The organism is Halomonas sp. KM072 (assembly GCF_050710315.1).
GTDB classification, from domain to species: Bacteria; Pseudomonadota; Gammaproteobacteria; order Pseudomonadales; family Halomonadaceae; genus Vreelandella; species Vreelandella hamiltonii.
This window is the reverse complement of the sequence record NZ_CP136132.1, coordinates 633,281-651,548: the sequence shown is the minus strand read 5'-3', so window position 1 is coordinate 651,548 and position 18,268 is coordinate 633,281. Positions and strand designations below refer to the sequence as shown.

Genomic DNA, 18,268 nt, shown 5'->3' with positions numbered 1-18,268 from the left:
GAACGTAGCGATGCCTATTAGCGGCATTTTAAACAAGATAGTGGTAGCTGACGGGGCTGCCTATTGTACCGGTGGCCAATAAGAAAAAAGGATGAATCGGGCTTATTTGGCGGCGTACGAAACGTCGTGTCCCGTCGCTGTGAGAAGAGCCTCTTGCGCTTTCAGAATACCTGGCAACATGTTGAGCGCACCCGCATCGTTACTGGCTCGGCAACGGTGGCAAAACTCATGGGCACGGGCAGCAAGAGCAACATGATGTGCCGCCACGTCAGGGGTCTGTAACTCCGCCCACCTGGGGCAGGCGCACAGCATTGGCCATTGGGCTGCCAGCAGCGTGTGCACCTCTGCCGCCAGCTTGGCCGAGAGAGGCCAGTAGCTTCCCAGCGTGTCATGAGCCCACCCATGCCAATCCAACAGCAGCAACTGCTTATTATCTACCAAGGCCAGGCGCGCGCTGGCGGGATTATGGATGGTCAGGCATTGAGGCACCTTCTCGACCAAGGCAATGATATGTGGCCAGCACTCTTTGAAACGCGCTACCTGAAAGGCTTCCCTGTCTTCATGGGCAAGGTAATCAAACCAGGCGGTGTCGATGCTCCTCATGCGCTCAGGCAGCGAAGCGAAGGTGGCTCGATATTGCATCACGAGCCCCTGAGAGACCGGTAGTTGCAGCAGCGCCTTGCGAAGTGTGGCCATCCAGGGCTTGCGCTCTTCGGAGTTTAGCCACTGTGGGCGCTGGCTCCCGACGTTCAGCACCACGTAACGGCACCAGAGCAAGCCACCATGCTCGAGCAGCCTGGGCACTTCGGGCTGTACTGCGCAGGCTGTCATATGATGCTCTTCGAGCAATGCCACTTCATGATGCGCCTCGTTCTCCCGAGCGGGCACGTAGCATTTCAACAGCCAGTAAGCGGGTGGCGCGCTGCCGTGTTGAGCACGTAGCAGCACGTGGGAAACGGTACGCCCATGAAGCAGGCGGCATTCGACGATCTCGAAGACGCCATGATGACGTTCGGCAAGCCAGCCGGGCAACCATTGAGCCAACCTTGCTGCTTCGAAGCGTTGGAGGAAATCTGTGGCCTCCTCTATGAATACTTGCCGTGTACGGGGCAGCAGCAGCATATTGATGTGCTGAAAATGCTTGATGATCCCTAGCACGTTGACGATGCCATTGACGCTGGCAGCCATCATTTGACGCAGGGCAATCAGCAGGATGAACAGCATGAACAGGGGGCGCACCGAGCCATAAATATAATCGATGACCAGGATGCCGAACCCCAGCGCAAAGCTGACATTGATCACCGTCAACACGTTGCTTTGCAGCTTTTCCTGAATCCGGGGCACTTTTTCGAAACGATAATGCCGCACCACGATGCCCATCAGGGTCGCCACACAGGCCGCCGCCAGCAATCCCAGCACAGGGTGTAATGACCCAATGACCAGGCAAAACAGCAGCGCAATGCAGGCCGAGGATAGCGCTCCCAGCACGATGGTCAGCACGCGCCTACCTAAGGCGCGATGATTGGCCACCAGGCGCGTCTTGTTGAGCGTTTTCAGTAAGGTATCGAAGAAGCGTGAAATGCAGCGCTTGATCAGCCACTGAAGCAGAGCGAAGGCACAAAAGCAGAGGACAGCCAATGCCAACAGCATGACGATCTTGTCATTATCGCCAAACCGCGCCGGTAGCCCATTGGTCAAGCGGCTTTGACCGGTCATCAATACCTGCAACAGTTGCCAGGGCAATAACAAGCTGGCCAGCAGCAGCGCTTGTGCCGCTACCTGCATGACGATAATGACGAGCACTCGCCAGCGAAACGGATAAATCACTTCCTGCAAGAGTGCGCCCATCAAGGCACGCAGATGCTGACGATGAGCCACCTGCTCTGCATTCGCGAACATGAGGTACATTACTCCAACCTGGCATCGATCAGTTGCATGAACGCTCGCAGCTCATCCGGCTGGTCTGGCTGCAATGTATAGGTCGATATCGCGTGTCGTAAGGCGGCCAGGATAACGTCGTTGTAGTGTGTACTGCGCTGTTCGGCTTCGGCCCACCCATAGAGGGGCCACTGCTGCTGTTGAGCCAAAGCGATACTGGCCTGGTGGAGCGCGTCGAACAGGGGCGCCACGAAACGGCTGCCGTACAGGCGTTCAAGCTCAACGACGTGGCTACCATCTTGGTAGCGCAGCGATATCAGTGACCTGGGCAAGGAAATACTGCCCTGAGGGTCGAGCAAATAGAATAGCCGCTGCCAAAAACTCACCGCACCATAGCTGGACTGCATGACCCTTTCCAATGCAAGGCTATCCGTGGGTAAAGGTGGGCCGGGCTGCACGTCGCCACTCAACAGCGACTCCGACCAGCGCGCCAAGCCTTCGTGTACCCACCCCTGTTTGAACATCATATGGGCGTTTTGGTAGAGATGAAAAAGCTCGTGGGCAGGCGTCAGATTGCCAGAGGCGTCCACGCGACCTCCCAGCGCCATGCGAATATGGCACCCTGGCATGCCAGGGTTACGCACCACTTCGTCATAGGCTTGCCCGCCGCGCACCTGATCGTCTCGCAGAATCACCACCATCGCCTCGGCCTGTCGATAACGTGGCATCTGTAGCGGTGGCGTCAGGCCCAGCACCTCCTGAAATAGCGCGTGGGCAGCCGCTAGTTGAGTGGCGATATCATCCTGCCTGAGAGCATCCCTGGAGACCGGCGGCTCGGGCGCCTGTACGGCAAAATGGGTCACCGCACCCGACACACCTGGCATCTGCACCGCTTCCACTATCGACAAGGCAGGTTCGCGTGTCAGCGTATGACAAACACCCGCTTCCTGAGAAGGCTGTGCCAGGGCGGGAACAGCACTCACCAGCAAGGCGGCGAACGTCAACCAGCGGCGCTGGGTCGTCCGCACGGCCTGCCTACCCATGGTTCGACGGTGCAAACAGCGATGAAAGCCCCACGCCATGGGACGCTTTGACAAGCACATGATCACCTGGCTGCAGGTGCTTCACGAGGTCCGCCTTGAGCGCCTTGACCTCCGAGTAGTGATAAACGCCCTCTTCTTCACCGCCCAACGTCGCCAACAGCGTTTGGCTCAGCGGGCCACATAGCAGCACACGCCGTGTGGCCAAGGCGGCAATCAACGGCGACAACTCACGGTGCAGCACTTCTGCCTCCTCGCCCAACTCAAGCATGTCGCCCATGATCAACAGCTTACTTTCCCCCTTGACCGGCAAGGCAGCAAAGGCTTCCAGCGCCATACGCATGGAAAGCGGGTTGGCGTTGTAGGCTTCATCATGCAGAGTGATGTGCATCCCCTGGTAGTGCAGAGGCGTGACGGCACCTCGGCCCGGGACTGCCTGAAAAGTGCGCAACCGCTCGATGACCTTCGACAAAGGCAGCCGGTCATGCTGGGCGACGGCCAATATGGCGAGGGCATTCAACATCATATGGCGCCCTGCCGCGGCCAGCTCGACGGTATATGCATTGCCATCGATACAGACTTGTCCGACCTGCCCCTGATATTCCAGCAGTCGAACATCCGCTTCCTCATGCTCTCCAAAACTGATCACCGTCAAGCGGTAATGTCGTGCTTGCCCTGCAAGGTACGCGAAATGGGCACTGTCGCGATAGAGAATCGCCACTCCACCGGGCGCCATGCTCCTGAAGATGCGCGCTTTCTTTCGAGCAATTTCATCGAGAGAGTGGTGATAGACAAGATGCGACGCGGCAATGTTGGTGATGATGGCAAGGTCAGGCCGCGCCAGCGCTGTATTGACCGCCATGGAGCCAATGGCCATCTCGACGGCCCAATAGTTTGCCGTTTGCGGCATGGACGCCAGATTCCAGGCCACCCCGATGGGCAAGTTGGCACTCCCTCGACTCTGCCCCACGGGGCCGTCATCCAAAGCGTGTGCCAACATCGCTACCACGGTGGTCTTGCCCGCGCTTCCCGTGACTCCGACCACTCGCCCACGAAACTGGCGGCGCTGATGTTGCCCAATGGCGAGCACCGCGGCCCTGACATCCTCTACCTGCAGAATGGGCACCCCAAGCGCTTGGTAAACCTCGCCTTGTTCACATAGGACGGCCGAGGCCCCCTGCTCCACCAGCGCTTTTATGGCGGCTTCCGTCAAAAAGCCTGTGTCGGCCCTGCCTCTCGCCACCACGAGATGTCCTGGCTCGAAAAACGATTGTTGGCAACATAGCCCTGTGGCCTGCCAGCCCATTGGCGGCATCACATGCCAGCGCCCCTTGGTCATCGATGCCAGTGGTTCGGCCTCCAGCTTGCCCTCGCCCACCCTGAAACTCGCCTGCCGACCATGGCCAAGCAATTGCTGATAGGCCACCAAGCCAGAGAGATAGTGCTCGACATCGTCGATGCGCACGCGGAAGCCATGATGACGGATGAAAAAGGCATCTTGAACGGTATGCGGTGCCTTGAAGAACATGGCCACTTCCGGCCAGAAGAATCCATTCTGCAAGTAGTTCGCGCGGCTATGCAGTGCGTGATAGAACGCATCGATGTCCAGGCCATCGAGCACATCGGCAAGCTCCGGCATCTGCTCCAGCGTGAGCAGTGTCTTGTGGAACGCCATGGAGAGTTCCAGCAATGTCGGGAAAGTGGTGATCCGATCGCGAATGAAGTCGATGTACCCTGCTACGTTGCGTACCGCAAATTCAAAATAGCGGCGCTCGGGGCGGTACATCACCAGCTCGTTGGTACAGTAGGCCAGCCAGTGATCGTGGGCCTGCTCATGACCATTGTCGATGAAATAGTCAAAGGCTTTGACGACACACGCCAGCCACTGGGGATTGCGGGTTTGCCCGTATAGCCGCATCAAAGCAAAGGCCGCTTCGCCATCGTAGTAGATGATCCGAGACTTTTCCTTGAGTGATAAATCTGGCGCATTCAGCATGTGCACGAAGCTGCCATCGGCTTCCTGCATGCGGACGATCCCCAGTGCCAGCGCATCGGCCAGCCCGACATAGCGGTCATCGTCCATCACCTGCCGATACTTGACCAACGCCAGGATAGCCACTGCATTGGCGCCCAGCTTGATGATGTTGCCCGTATCGACCACATAGGCCGCGCCATCACGCTGGAGGATATCGTGGGCACACAAACTTTCCAGCGCGCGCCCTATCTGGTCACGCAGCTGGCCTAGCGCGTCGTCGTCGAGCAGCCGTTGAGCAACGCAGCTTTCATAGCCCTCCAGCAGCGCGTAGGTGCTGCTGGCATGGCGCAGTATGTTGTAGGTACCAATCTCACGATTGAAACAGGGAAAGTAGCCGTACACGTAGCGGCCATTCGCCTTGACCTGCCTGCCCAGAAAGCGCGTCGAGCGGGCAATCAGTTCGGCGGTGGAAGCTGGCGTCAACGGCGGGGTTTCACGCCGCCCCCAGCAGCGGGGCTGCGTGCTCAGGGTATGGTGGCTCGGCTGTCCACCGCTGAATTCCAGGAACACCCCAGCCGTCGCAAAGCTCCACACCCTCATCTCATCGGCAAAGCTTGGCATCTGACTGGAGCCGTGGCGAGCTTTGAAGTAACGCTCCAGATGGGCCTGATTGATTTGCGCATGGCCCACCTGGTGCCCACCATAAAGGCAGGCATTGGCATTCAGCTCCATTTCACTGAGCAGCAGTCGGGGTTCGCGCTTGCCTTCAAACGCCAAACCGCTGCGAAAGTAGCTGCGTTTGTAGCGTTTGAGCTCTTGCTTGAGAGCAGCCCAGTGCCATGCCCGCACGGCAAAAGGCCACTCGATACGGCATCCGGTCAACGGATGCTCGAACTTGCCCTGCAGCCTGACCACGGCTTGTGTCAACGCAGGCACCACGGCTGCCCAGTTGCCCGCTTCGAGTTCGTCGGTAGCCACCGTCAAGGTAACTACTTGCGCGCGTGAGTACCCATCACTCGCAGAGATCAGCAGGAGCGATGCAAACGATGCCTCGCGGGCGTGTCGGCTTTGCCAGAGCGACATGGCTGTGTGACCCATCGCCTCTAGCGCCTTGGAAAAGTCCATGCTCTGAGGGGCACAGGTCATCGCGGCTGGCTGCACTGAATTCTTCGGCATGTCAGGGCTCTTCAAGGGCGTTGGACGCGCAGTATTGGCAGCAGAGTAGCACTGCTTCAGTCCACGCTATTGGGAGCATACTCCGTGGTGGGGGCCAGCTTGAGGATCAGCTGCAAGCGGTCACGTACCGCCAGCTTTCTGAAAATGGCGCTGAGATGTGCCTTGACCGTGCGCTCCGTGATGTCCAACTGGCGAGCCGCCTCTTTGTTGGTTGCCCCGCTGGCAATGGCCAAGGCAACGCCACGCTCTCGTTCGGTCAAGAGACTAAGATACTCGCTGTGCGCATAGCGCGAAGGCTCTACACGCTGCTGCAACGCCTTGAACGCTCCTCCCAAGACTTTCGACAGCAGTGATTGCCCTACCCAGACCCCCTGGTTGGCAACCACCACGGCCACCTGCTGCAATACTTCGGAAGAAGCCAGCGTATGTACATAGCCACGGGCACCCAGATCGAGTGCATGTAGCGCTTCTCGATCATCAGGCGCGTAGCTCATGACCACCACCACCGCCTCGAGATTGGTCAAGCGGGTCACTTGCTCTGGCCAACCCTCGACGCTGGTGGACAACCACACGATGTCATGGGCAGAGACACGCTGCACCACACTTTCCAGGGTCAGTTGCGCCGTGCCGGGAAATGCTTTTTTCCAGCGCGCTTTCAAACCGCCCTCTGTTGTTATGAACCAGTGTTTCATCAGCGCTCCCCCACGGAATCTCGCCACGCTCTCAAAACAGGTTTCAGCATGAACTGCATGACGGTTCGCTTACCGGTGACGATATCCACCTGAGCGGTCATTCCAGGTATGACCTGTAGCCGTTCGGCGACGCTTTCGTTTTCCAGGCTACGTACGCGAACCAGATAAAAAGTATTACCCTCATCATCGGTAATGGTGTCGGCACTGATATGCTCGAGTTCCGCCTGCAGGCCGCCATAAATCGCATAGTCGTAAGCCGTCAACTTGATGGTGGCGGGTTGTCCTGGGTGCAGGAAGGCAATGTCCTGCGGAGCAATACGCGCTTCCACCAGCAGTTGATCGTCACTGGGCACGATTTCCACGACTTCCTGGCCTGGCTGAGCAACACCGCCAATCGTATTGATGTGGATACGCTGTACGATGCCATCTACCGGTGAGCGAATCTCAGTGAGCCGGACGCGATCCTGCAAACCGGTGCCTGACTGCTGCAATGCATTCAGATCACCCAGCGCCTGGGCCAGATCATTACGCCACTCGCTGCGACGCTCGGCCCCCAGCTCCCTCAGCTGGGTTTCGGCCTCTTCCACGGCAGCTTGCAAGCGTGATACCGAGGCATCTGCCTGACTGCGCTCGCCCGTGGCACGCGATACTTCCCGCTGCAAACGCAGCACCTCTACTTCCGATACCGCACCGGATGCCAGCAAAGGACGTGTCAGGTTCAGTTCCTGGCTGGCCATGTTCGCTTCGCGCTGGGCCGTATCTCGTCTTGCCTGCGCTTCACGAAGCTCCTCGCGACGCTGCCGGATACGGTCGTTGAGCACGTTTTCCTGTTCGCGCAGTTCTTCGCGGCGGCTGTCGTACACTTCGCGCTCTTGCATGACGATATTGGGTACTTCCTGGCGAAGCTCCTCGGAGGGCTCGAAGGGCGAGTTGGTGGCCAACGCTCTGAGACGCTCGGCACGAGCCTCCAGCGCAAAACGCTGGGCGCGGTTTTCCCTGAAATCCGAGACGAAGCGAGTCGGGTCGATCTGCATCAGCACGTCGCCAGCGCTGACCAGCTGCCCCTCACGAATCATGATCTGATTGACCACCCCGCCATCGAAGGATTGGATACGCTGGAGCTGGCTGGCGGGAATGACGCGGCCCGTGCCACGGGTGACTTCATCGATGGCGGCGAAGTAGGACCACACCAGTAGCGCCACGATGGTCAGCAGTACCGTGTAGAGAAACACCCGTGCCCGAATGGGCTCTTGCTGCATACGCGCCCAGTCGGTATCGCTTGCCCAATCCCGGTTGAGGTGCGCAGACGTGACCCGTTTGGCGAATAGCCTGTCCATGAAAGGGCGAAACGGCTTTTGGCCTTTTTCGGAAAAACGGCCAATCGCGTCGAACCCTTTCTGTTCGGAGGTGGGAGCAGGTTTGCGTGCCATCAGGAAGCCCTCCCGATCTGACCTTGGCGCAAGGCCTCCACCACGGTATCGCGGGGGCCATCGGCCACCACTTTGCCCGCATCCATGACGATGATGCGATCGACCAGCGACAGCAACGATGTACGGTGCGTGACCACCAGAATGGTCTTGCCTGCCGATATCTGGGTCAGGTTCGCTTTGAAGGCTTCTTCACTGGCGTTGTCCATGGAGCTTGTGGGCTCGTCCAACAGCAAAATGGGCGGGTCCTGCACCAGCGCTCGGGCAATGGCCACCGACTGCTTTTGCCCGCCGGACAATGCCTGACCACGCTCGCCCACCTGCAAATCCACTCCATGAGGATGGCCATTCACCAGTGCCTCCAGCCCGGCGAGCTCCAGCGCCCTGAGCAACGCTTCGTCATCAACGCGGTCATTCCCACCACCGGCCACGATGTTGTCGCGCAAAGAGCCCGAGAACAGACTGACATCCTGCGGCACATACCCTATGTGGCGGCGCAGGTGAAGAGGATCCAGCTGGCGGATATCGACGTTGTCGACCAGCACGGCCCCTGCCGTCGGCTGATAGAACCCCATGATCAGCTTGTTGAGAGATGATTTGCCACAGCCAATACGCCCCAACAGCGCCACCTTCTCCCCCGCCTTGACGTGGATCGAAACCTCGCGCAGGGCATCGCGCTCTTCGTTGGGGTAACGCAGGGTGACTTTCTCGAGACGAATATTGCCCTCGAAGCTGGGCTTTTCGACGTAGGATTTACCCTCATGACGCTCGCTTTTCTTGTCCATGACATTATTGAGCGACTCGAGCGCCGTGGAAGATTGGTGGTACTGAGCCAGCAGCGCAGCCGCTTGGCTAATCGGTGCCATGGCCCTCGAAGAGAGCATGTAAGCGGCAATCAAGCCGCCCTGGGTCAGGTTGCCTTGAATGATCTGGTAAACGCCGACGATGATCACGCACACCGCAATGCTATGCTGCGCCCACTGCGCCACGTTCGACACCGACGTACTGACCATTTTCAGCTGACTGCCGGTTTTGGCCAGAAATGCCGTGGCTTTCTCCCACTGACGCTGAATACGGCTTTCGGCTCTCAGGGCCTTGACGTTTTCGAGTTGGGAAATCGACTCTACCAACAGCGAGTTACGCTGTGCACCCACCTCCCACGTGGTCTGCGACAACTCGTGCAGCTTGCCCTGAGCAGCCAGCGCGTAAAGCAGCACGAAGACGATGCCCACCAACACCGGCAGCACCAGCCAGGGGTTGATCAGCGCAATGATCGCCGCAAACATCAGCACGAACGGCAGATCGACGATGCCTAGAATGGTCGCGGAACCAATGAAAGCCCGCACCGACTCGAAGGATTGAAGCGTCGAGGTAAACGAGCCGGTGGACGCAGGCCGTTCCTCGAGCCGCAGCCCTAGCGATTTCGCCATGATGGATGATGAGAGTTTGACATCTGCACGGCTTGCCGCCAGATCAACGAAGCTGCTGCGCATCAGTCGCAGCGCCAAGTCGAAACACAAGACGATAAAAATACCGACAGCCAATACCCACAGGGTCTCGGTTGCCTGATTGGGTACGACACGGTCATACACGTTGAGCACGAAAAGCGGCATGGCCACCGCGAACAAGTTGATGGCCAGCGAACCCAACACGATGTCTCGGTATAGACGACGATTTTCGCGGATAACGCCCCAGAACCAGTGCTGGTCGCGACGCTTCTTGCTATTGACGCTTGGCTCTGAAGCATTGTCCGTCAGAAACTTCGGACGCACATAAATGGCATCGCCACTGTAACCCGCGTGAAGCTCCGCCAGCGGTATCTCGACCTCTGACTCTGCCAACTCAGGAAACAGAACGCGTGCTTTTTGCTGCTTGAGGTCAATGGCCAACAAGACGCATGCCCGCCCAGGTTCGAGCAGCAGTACGGCGGGTAGCAGCGCAGGATTGAGTGCCGAAAGACGACTTTTGACGATACGCGCCGTCAGCCCGGCCCTGGAAGCCGCACGCCCAAATACCGACGGCGTCAGCTTGCCTTGCTCCAGAGGAAGCCCTGCCCGCAATGCTTCGGCAGACACTTCATGCTGATGAAAGGAGGCAATCGCCTTGAGGCACTCCAGCAATTCATCGCCATTTGGCTGTTCACTGGACAGTGAGTTTACTGCATCCGTCGTCGTTACCTTCGCTTGTGTCACACAGACCTCATATCCTCAGGTGAAGCGTCTACTGCTCATGAAAGGCACGCCAGGGTGGCCACTGAAACCAACCCGCCGCTTGCTGGCAGCGGGCATATCACTGGTTTTCAGTAGCCGGTGGCGGCTAGCCGTTGGTCACGAAGGCATCGGCGTAACCGAGGCCACGCAGGGTTTGCTGCAGTTGCTGGGCATCACTCATGGAAGCGACCGGCCCTAGCTGAACCCGAAAGTTGCCTGATGATGCATATACTCGCGACTGGCTGGTCAACTGCTCACCCAGCTGGGCGCTGAGCAGCTCGGCACGCTCAGCCACCCCCAGGGAGGCTATCTGAATGTACAGGTTACCCACGCTGGGCGCTGTGCTGACCGTCGGCATCGTCGGTTCGGCCCAGACGCTCTCTTGAACCTCTGCTTGCAGAACGGGTTCACTCGAGGTGTAAGCCGTTTGCGGCGTGGTGGTATTCATCGGTAACCCGCTGATGCCACGGGTGAAATCTTCCAACGTAAATCCGCGTGGCCCTTCGGTACCGCACGCCATCTCGGGATTCTGCGCCATGCCTTCGTAGCCAAGTTCTGCCAGGCTGGGGATGTCGTCACGGGCGACCTCCAGCGTTTGCATCAGTTGGCCCATGGCAGCCAACGTGCGGGCTTGCGCCAGCGTCAGGTCAAACTCAGCATTGGCGTAGGCCCGGCTGGCCTCGAAGAACTCGTTTTCGCTGTCCAGCACATCCAGCAGGGTGCGCTGTCCGATATCGAACTGCTGCTGATAGGCACCCCGAACTCGGTCGATGGACTGACGATGGTCATTCAAATAGCGCAGCTGCTCACCAATGCGCTGGGTATCGTTATAAGCAATTTGCGTGGTCTGACGCACATTGGTACAGGCGACTTCGCGCTGATTGACCGCCTGCTCGATACGGGTAGTGGCCGCATCGAAGGCAGCACTGTCAGAACCACCGCGGTAAAGATTCATGCTCGCGACCAGCTGAATGCTGTGCTCGTCGCGGCGTCCTGAAATGGCGTCATCCTGATTATTGGTGCCGGTACGCCCCTGAATATCCAGACGCGGCATGAACGCAGCACGCTCTGCGCTCTGCACGGCACGCTGGGCAGCAATGTTCTCGATGGCCGCATGGAATTCAGGGTTACCCTGGAACGCCATCTGGATCGCTTGACCCACATCAGCAGGCAAATCAGCCGCCAGTGAGGGCGCAGGCGTCATGTTCTGAGGCGGCAGCTGGCCGACCAGGCGCTGATAGCGCGCCGTCACGTCATGAAGGTTGGAGGCTTCGGTCATCAGGTTGGACTCGGCAAGCGCCAGACGGCCACTGATTTGCGCCAGGTCTACCCCTCTGCCCGCACCCGAAAGGGCGCGCTCTTCGATCTGCGAAAACACGCGGCGGTGTTCACGGTAGTTATCCTGCGCCAAACGTACCATTTCACGGAAACGCATGACATCCAGATACGCTTGGAACGTTTCCAACGCAATATTTTCACTGGCTCCCAGCAGCTCGAAATAGGCAATCAGCCGCGTACGATCCAGACGCTCCACTTCACTACGCGTCGCGAAGCCATCGAAGACCATCTGGGTCAGGGTCAGCTCGGCAAAATCACTGTTATAGCTGCCCCGGCCATCGTTCTGTTGGTCCCTGCGTCCAACGCCTGCCGAGACATCGATGGAAGGCAGGTAGTTGCCCTTGGCCACGCGCACATCACTACCTGTCGCACTGAAGTTGGCCCAGGCAGCATTGACCTGAGGGTTACTGACGATGGTTTGCTGAATGGTACTAACCACATCCGTAGCGCCCGGCGCGTAAAGCGTAGCAGGCAGGTTTTGTGCCAATGCCGTCAGTGGCAGGCAACCCAAGGTTGCCACGGCTGCGGGGAGCAGGCCGCGTTGTAAAAAAGAGGATGATACTTGCGTGGCTGTTTTGCTGTTCTTCATGGCCGTGGATCCCTAATGAACGTTTCTCGCTGCAGATGAGCAAGTAGCCTTTCCCTGTGCAACAACGCTGCCGCGCATTGTTACCCCTCTTGGCTGCTTACCCGCCAACACTGGCTCATCTATGGCGCTTTGTTGTCGCCGAGTTCAATTGACCATGAGTGCTGCCTAGACAAAACACCCTGGCAAATTGCTATTAGCTAAAATTAAACGTCTGAGCACCAGTCGCAAGCCATAAAAACAAAAGTCACAAAAATTTACAATAACATGCTGAAAAAACACTCAATCGGTAGCGGGCAATTCCTTTCTCGGCCACTGCTGAAGCGCCAGCCCCGCCAGGATCAGCAATAGACCAGTCAACGTCGAGCTCAGTAATGGCTCGCCCACCACGACATAGAGCAATAACAGAGAGACCGGCGGAGAGAGAAATATCAACGTAGACACCTTGGCGGTTCGAGACACCTTGTGGATCGCCAACTGCCACAGCACGAAGGCAATGCCCATCTCGAACAATCCTACGTATACGCCGGAGGCCAGCGCGGTCATGCCATGCCACTGAAACCCCGGACCAAAAAGTAACAGAATGGTTAAAAAAGGTAACCCAACACTGAAGTTTTGCCACTGCCCCACTAACGGCGGCCGGGCATCTCGCGCATTCAGTAGCCAGTAGAGTGCCCACAACAACGTTGAGGCAAGCGCCAGCGCAACGCCTAAACCATCCTCGAAGGCGACGTTGAAAACCTGTCCACGCGTCGCAATGACCCACACCCCGGCATAGGCGATCAGCCCGGCCACCATGTCTCTTCGTGTCAGCTGGTGACCCAGCAGAGGCACCGCCAGAAACGCCATGGCCAATGCCCAAGTGTAGTTCAAGGCCATGGCCTCCTGGCCTGGCAGGCGGTCGTAGGCTGCAAACAACACCAGATAATACGCGACGGGGTTCATCAGCCCCGCCCATAAGGCCGTGCGCCAGCCGTACCTGAGCGCCTGCTGCATGCGCCCTTGAGCAACTACCAGCGCGCCCATCAACAGCCATGACACCAACGCCGCTAGCCACATTAGCTCTAACGGGCTCATCCAGGAGAGTGCCAGCTTGAAGGCGGTCGCTACCGTCGACCAAAGGGCGACCGCCCCCAGTCCATACAGAATAGCCGCTCTATCCTGGCTCATCGGTCGATGTGCCCAAGGTCACGGTCAGGGTCGATGTGATCGCGCACCTGCTGTTTGAGCGTCTTGATATCCGGGAAGCCGCCGTCACGTTTGCGCTCCCAAAGCAGCGTGTCATCACACCAGATTTCAAACCGGCCCCCATGGGAAGGCACGAGCGCGACCTGGTCGAGCTGCTCACCAAACGTGGACAGTAACTCCTGGGCATACCAGCCGCTGCGCAGCAGCCACTGACACTGGGTGCAGTAGTGAATCCGGACCTGCGGCATGGCGTACTCCTTATCGGCCAATTCCCTGACAAGCTAAACTATCATGTCGATTACGCTATGATATTGATCAAGCATTCTGTCATCTTATATTAGCAACTGCCAAGGAACCCCATGGCCCAGCCAGATGTTTCACAAACGCGTCTCTATGAGTGGCTGACGGGCGATGACGACAGCCGTATGTGTGCCGACATCCCCGAGGGCGCTTGCCAGGAGCAGCCGCGCAACTTTTTCCATCATCTATGGGCGGCATTGGGCAACAAGCTGGCGGATGAACTTTCCAGTGCGCGGCTGGTGCTGCCTTGGTTGATGGGCATTATTGGTGCGCCGGTCTGGATGGTGGGCATGCTGGTCCCCATCCGCGAGGCTGGTGCGCTGCTGCCTCAGCTTTTCGTGGCAGGATTTATCCGCTTGAAACCTCAGCGCAAGTGGGTATGGGTCACCGGAGCGCTGCTTCAAGCCTTGGCCGCACTGTGCCTCGCGCTACTGGCGCTCTGGGGCAGCGGAACAGTGGGCGGATTTCTGGTGCTGGCGGTGCTGGTGGTACTGTCATTAGCGAGAGGGCTCTCATCGATCGCCACCAAGGACGTCCTTGGCAAGACCATCGCCAAGCGCAGGCGAGGGACCCTCATGGGCTGGAGTGGCAGCGTAGCAGGTGCCGCCACGCTGGCGGCGGGCGGTGTGTTGCTGTGGTTCGGTGACCGCCCAGGTAACGTGGCGCTGGCCCTATTGCTATGTGTCGCGGCGGCGGGATGGTTGCTCAACGCGTTCAGCGCAGCGCGCATCAAGGAGGTGCCAGGCGCCGTAGAAGGCGGTGAAAACGCCTGGGACAGCATCAAACTCGGTCTCACCCTGATGCGTGAGGACCGCACCTTTCTGCACTTCAATCTGGCCAGGGCCTTATTGCTTTCCAGTGCGCTTGCCCTGCCCTACCTGGCGCTGTTGGGCCAACAACAAAGCGGCAGTGAGCTGGGCGGGCTAGGCATCATGGTGGTGGTGTCAGGGCTGTCAGCAATGATTGCCAGCCCCATCTGGGGTAAACGCGCGGACCACTCCAGCCGCCGCGTCATGCGTGATGCTGCCGTCGGTACCGCTCTGTGTTGCTGTCTGGGCGCAGGCATTGCCTGGCTACCGGGCGAGTGGACCCGCAGCGTACTGCCCTACGCCTGCGTTTATTCCCTGCTGATGATCATTCACCATGGGGTTCGCCTGGGCCGCAAAACCTACCTGGTCGATATAGCCAGTCAGGACAACCGAGCACTCTATGTGGCGCTATCCAACACTTTCACAGGAGTGCTCATGCTGGCAGTGGGTGGCCTGATTGGCGGGCTGGCACAGTGGCTTGGCAGCAGCCCTCTGCTGCTGGTGCTGGCGGTCACTGCACTGGGGGCCATGGTAAGCGCTCAGCGCCTTCCAGAAGCAGAGTGATCTTCAAGGATTGCAAACCCGTGCAACGCTCGCCATGATGGGCGGGAATCACGGCGTAACGTGGTTTTTTGCTATCCTAGCTGTAATCAGTGGTAAGTGGCATCGCCTACCCTGCCTATAACGAGCCTCGCGCTGACGAACAGCGACACGGCTAGAATGACGAGAAGCACAGGAATCCATTGATGAAACGATCTCCCTTGATCAGCCCGGAGTTACTCGAACGCATTGTTGATGCTTCTGAAGATGGCATTGTCGTTGCAGAGCAGGAAGGTGACGAAAACATTCTGATTTACGTCAACAAGGGCTTCGAGCGTCTGACCGGCTACAGTGCAGACGAAATCCTTTATCGAGATTGTCGTTTCCTGCAGAACGAAGACCGCGACCAAGATGCCCTCGCGTCGATTCGTGATGCCCTGCAGGATGGCCGCCCCTCTCGCGAAGTGCTGCGCAACTATCGCAAGGACGGCACGATGTTCTGGAACGAGCTATCGATTACGCCGGTTTATGATGAGGCCGATAACCTGATGTACTTCATCGGCGTGCAGAAAGATGTCACCGAACGGGTCGAAGCCCAATTGGCTCTGGCGGCGTTGAAAAAGCAGCAAGAGCTGGCCGAATAGCGTCTATTGCCATTCCGCATTTGACAGCGATTGGTCACCCTGCTCGGCAGCTCGCAATATTTAACGGCGGTCAATGCAAGTTGTACTTGAACTTCGCCTCAACTGACGTTATATAGCGCCTAGGCGCTTGTTTAGCGTTAGGTGCTTCCATTTGTCATGGCTCCTGGACAGCAAAAGGAGCCATGGTTGAAGGAAGCCGTTGTGATGCCGGTGCGCCGGCTTGGGTTGGAGGGCATACCATGAGCCGTGACCCCTTGAATCGCGAGACTTACACCAACGACGGGCTGGACGCTGACGATTTCGACAACCTTGACGCGGTCAACGACGACCAGTATGCCAAGAGCAAGCCCAGCAAAGCCGATACCCTGCGCGCTCGGCGCCAGGTAGAGGCCTGGTTAGAAGAACGACGCCTGCAACGCGCCATCGAAGATGACTGGGATGAAGAAGAGTAGCGCCTTACGGGCAGCAGATGCTCTGTCGTTCGAACAGGGGGCAATCATTGGATTGCCCCTTTTCATTTAATTCAGCGCGCAATGGATTCAGGACAGCCTGAGTAGCCACCCCAACCTGCCTGTGGGAGGCCAACTGATTCACGCCTGTCTGCGTAGAATTTTTCATTTCCACACGTTTTTTCGTTTCCTCCTGCTCACCTGACTCAGTACCGTGCGGCTGGCCTTTAGCCGCGCTGGGCACTATCATCTGTACACCAAGCCAGCACTGCTGGCCCCGCTTTTACCACAACCTAACGGATTTCCATGGCGCAATACGTATTCACCATGAATCGGGTTGGCAAAGTCGTGCCTCCCAAGAAGCAAATTCTCAAGGATATCTCGCTGTCGTTTTTCCCGGGGGCCAAGATTGGCGTACTGGGCTTGAACGGCGCTGGTAAATCCACGCTGCTGCGCATCATGGCCGGTGTCGATAAAGAGTTTGAAGGTGAAGCTCGTCCGATGCCCGGCATCAACGTGGGCTACTTGCCCCAAGAGCCGCAGTTGGACGACGAGAAAAACGTCCGGGATACCGTCGAGGAAGCGCTGGGTGCCCTCAAGGAAGCTCAGCAGAAACTGGATGCCGTGTACGCTGCTTACGCAGAACCGGATGCAGACTTCGATGCCCTCGCCAGCGAACAGGCGCGGCTCGAAAACATCATCGAAGCCGCCGACGCCCATAACATCGAGCGTAAGCTGGAAGTGGCCGCCGAAGCCCTGCGCCTGCCGCCCTGGGACGCCAAGGTAGGTAACCTTTCCGGGGGTGAGCGCCGCCGTGTTGCCCTCTGTCGCCTGCTGCTGTCCAGCCCGGACATGCTGCTGCTGGACGAGCCTACCAACCACCTGGATGCGGAATCGGTGGCCTGGCTGGAGCGCTTCCTGCACGACTACAACGGCACCGTCGTGGCCATCACTCACGACCGTTACTTCCTGGACAACGTGGCAGGCTGGATTCTCGAACTGGACCGCGGCCAGGGTATCCCCTTCGAGGGCAACTACTCGCAGTGGCTGGAGCAGAAAGAGCAGCGCCTGACCCAGGAAGCCAAGCAGGAAGCCTCGCGCCAGAAGGCCATCAAGCAGGAGCTGGAGTGGGTACGCAGCAACGCCAAAGGCCGTCAGGCCAAAAGCAAGGCACGTCTCAATCGCTTTGAAGAGATGCAGTCCGGCGACTACCAGAAGCGTAACGAAACCAACGAAATCTACATTCCGCCTGGCCCGCGCCTGGGTGACAAGGTCATCGAATTCCACAACGTCACCAAGCGTTTCGATGACAAGCTGCTCTACCAGGACCTCTCCTTCACCATTCCCCAGGGGGCCATTGTCGGCATCGTCGGCGGTAACGGCGCGGGTAAATCGACGCTGTTCAAGCTGGTCACCGGCAAGGAGCAACCGGATGCGGGCGACGTGGTAATCGGTGAAACCGTGGATATCGCCTACGTCGAGCAGTTGCGCGATGCGCTGGATGACAAGCAGACGGTCTGGGAAGCGGTATCCGACGGCCAGGACATTCTCAACATCAACGGCTACGAAGTCTCTTCGCGTGCCTACGTGGGTCGCTTCAACTTCAAGGGCAACGACCAGCAGAAGCGCCTGGACGAGCTATCGGGCGGTGAGCGCGGGCGCCTGCAGCTGGCGCAAACCCTCAAGCAGGGTGCCAACGTATTGCTGCTGGACGAACCGTCCAACGACCTGGACATCGAGACACTGCGCGCCCTGGAAGAAGCCCTGCTGGCCTTCCCCGGCTGCGCCATGGTGATCTCCCATGACCGTTGGTTCCTGGATCGTATCGCCACGCACATCCTGGCCTTCGAGGGCGACTCGGAAGTGGTGTTCTTCGACGGCAATTACACGGAATACGAAGAAGATCATAAGAAACGGGTCGGCAACGACACGCCGAAACGTATGAAGTACAAGCGTATCGACGCCTAATGTTTTAGGCGTTACGCAATGCAAAAAGCCCTGCTGGCGTTTCCCGCC

General features: G+C 58.4%; 13 protein-coding genes. 4 read left to right on the top strand and 9 right to left on the bottom strand.

The window, feature by feature from the left end:
* Window positions 1-102: 102 nt before the first annotated feature.
* The 9 genes from RVM26_RS03060 to RVM26_RS03020 form a co-directional block, all read right to left on the bottom strand.
* A complete protein-coding gene (locus RVM26_RS03060) occupies window positions 103-1,899 on the bottom strand; it encodes an ABC transporter ATP-binding protein (protein ID WP_498940715.1) in 1,797 nt (598 codons plus the stop codon).
* Window positions 1,900-1,907: 8 nt separating this feature from the next.
* Window positions 1,908-2,906 carry a hypothetical protein gene (locus tag RVM26_RS03055; RefSeq protein WP_498940713.1) on the bottom strand — a complete coding sequence of 333 codons (999 nt, stop codon included), beginning with the start codon at window positions 2,904-2,906 and terminating at the stop codon, window positions 1,908-1,910.
* 7 nt (window positions 2,907-2,913) lie between these two features.
* Entirely contained in the window at window positions 2,914-6,069 is a 3,156-nt protein-coding gene (locus RVM26_RS03050) for a UDP-N-acetylmuramoyl-tripeptide--D-alanyl-D-alanine ligase (protein ID WP_498940711.1), read from the bottom strand.
* Window positions 6,070-6,125: 56 nt separating this feature from the next.
* Window positions 6,126-6,761 (bottom strand): response regulator transcription factor, encoded by a 636-nt coding sequence (locus RVM26_RS03045; protein WP_498940709.1) that lies wholly within the window; start codon window positions 6,759-6,761, stop codon window positions 6,126-6,128.
* Window positions 6,761-8,191: an HlyD family secretion protein gene (locus tag RVM26_RS03040; RefSeq protein WP_498940707.1), complete on the bottom strand. Its 1,431-nt coding sequence runs from the start codon at window positions 8,189-8,191 to the stop codon at window positions 6,761-6,763. The genes RVM26_RS03045 and RVM26_RS03040 overlap by 1 nt, the downstream gene beginning before the upstream one ends.
* A complete protein-coding gene (locus RVM26_RS03035; protein ID WP_486997006.1) occupies window positions 8,191-10,308 on the bottom strand; it encodes a type I secretion system permease/ATPase in 2,118 nt (705 codons plus the stop codon). The genes RVM26_RS03040 and RVM26_RS03035 overlap by 1 nt, the downstream gene beginning before the upstream one ends.
* A 196-nt stretch (window positions 10,309-10,504) precedes the next feature.
* Entirely contained in the window at window positions 10,505-12,325 is a 1,821-nt protein-coding gene (locus RVM26_RS03030; protein WP_498940706.1) for a TolC family outer membrane protein, read from the bottom strand.
* 279 nt (window positions 12,326-12,604) lie between these two features.
* Window positions 12,605-13,492 carry a DMT family transporter gene (locus tag RVM26_RS03025; protein ID WP_016916585.1) on the bottom strand — a complete coding sequence of 296 codons (888 nt, stop codon included), beginning with the start codon at window positions 13,490-13,492 and terminating at the stop codon, window positions 12,605-12,607.
* Window positions 13,489-13,758, bottom strand: coding sequence for an Rdx family protein (locus tag RVM26_RS03020; protein ID WP_016916584.1), 270 nt, complete (start codon window positions 13,756-13,758; stop codon window positions 13,489-13,491). Before RVM26_RS03020 ends, RVM26_RS03025 begins: the two co-directional genes overlap by 4 nt.
* 111 nt (window positions 13,759-13,869) lie before the next feature.
* On the opposite strand from RVM26_RS03020, the gene RVM26_RS03015 reads away from it, so the two are divergent.
* The 4 genes from RVM26_RS03015 to ettA all read left to right on the top strand — a co-directional run bounded on the left by RVM26_RS03015 (window position 13,870) and on the right by ettA (window position 18,220).
* Window positions 13,870-15,183, top strand: coding sequence for an MFS transporter (locus RVM26_RS03015; RefSeq protein ID WP_498940704.1), 1,314 nt, complete (start codon window positions 13,870-13,872; stop codon window positions 15,181-15,183).
* Window positions 15,184-15,365: 182 nt separating this feature from the next.
* The gene (locus RVM26_RS03010) at window positions 15,366-15,803 is read left to right on the top strand and encodes a PAS domain S-box protein (RefSeq protein WP_039182065.1); all 438 of its coding nucleotides are present in this window, start codon (window positions 15,366-15,368) and stop codon (window positions 15,801-15,803) included.
* A gap of 239 nt (window positions 15,804-16,042) precedes the next feature.
* Window positions 16,043-16,255, top strand: coding sequence for a PA3496 family putative envelope integrity protein (locus tag RVM26_RS03005; protein ID WP_039182061.1), 213 nt, complete (start codon window positions 16,043-16,045; stop codon window positions 16,253-16,255).
* A 303-nt stretch (window positions 16,256-16,558) separates the two neighbouring features.
* Window positions 16,559-18,220 (top strand): energy-dependent translational throttle protein EttA, encoded by a 1,662-nt coding sequence (gene ettA / locus RVM26_RS03000; RefSeq protein ID WP_016916580.1) that lies wholly within the window; start codon window positions 16,559-16,561, stop codon window positions 18,218-18,220.
* Window positions 18,221-18,268: the final 48 nt, after the last annotated feature.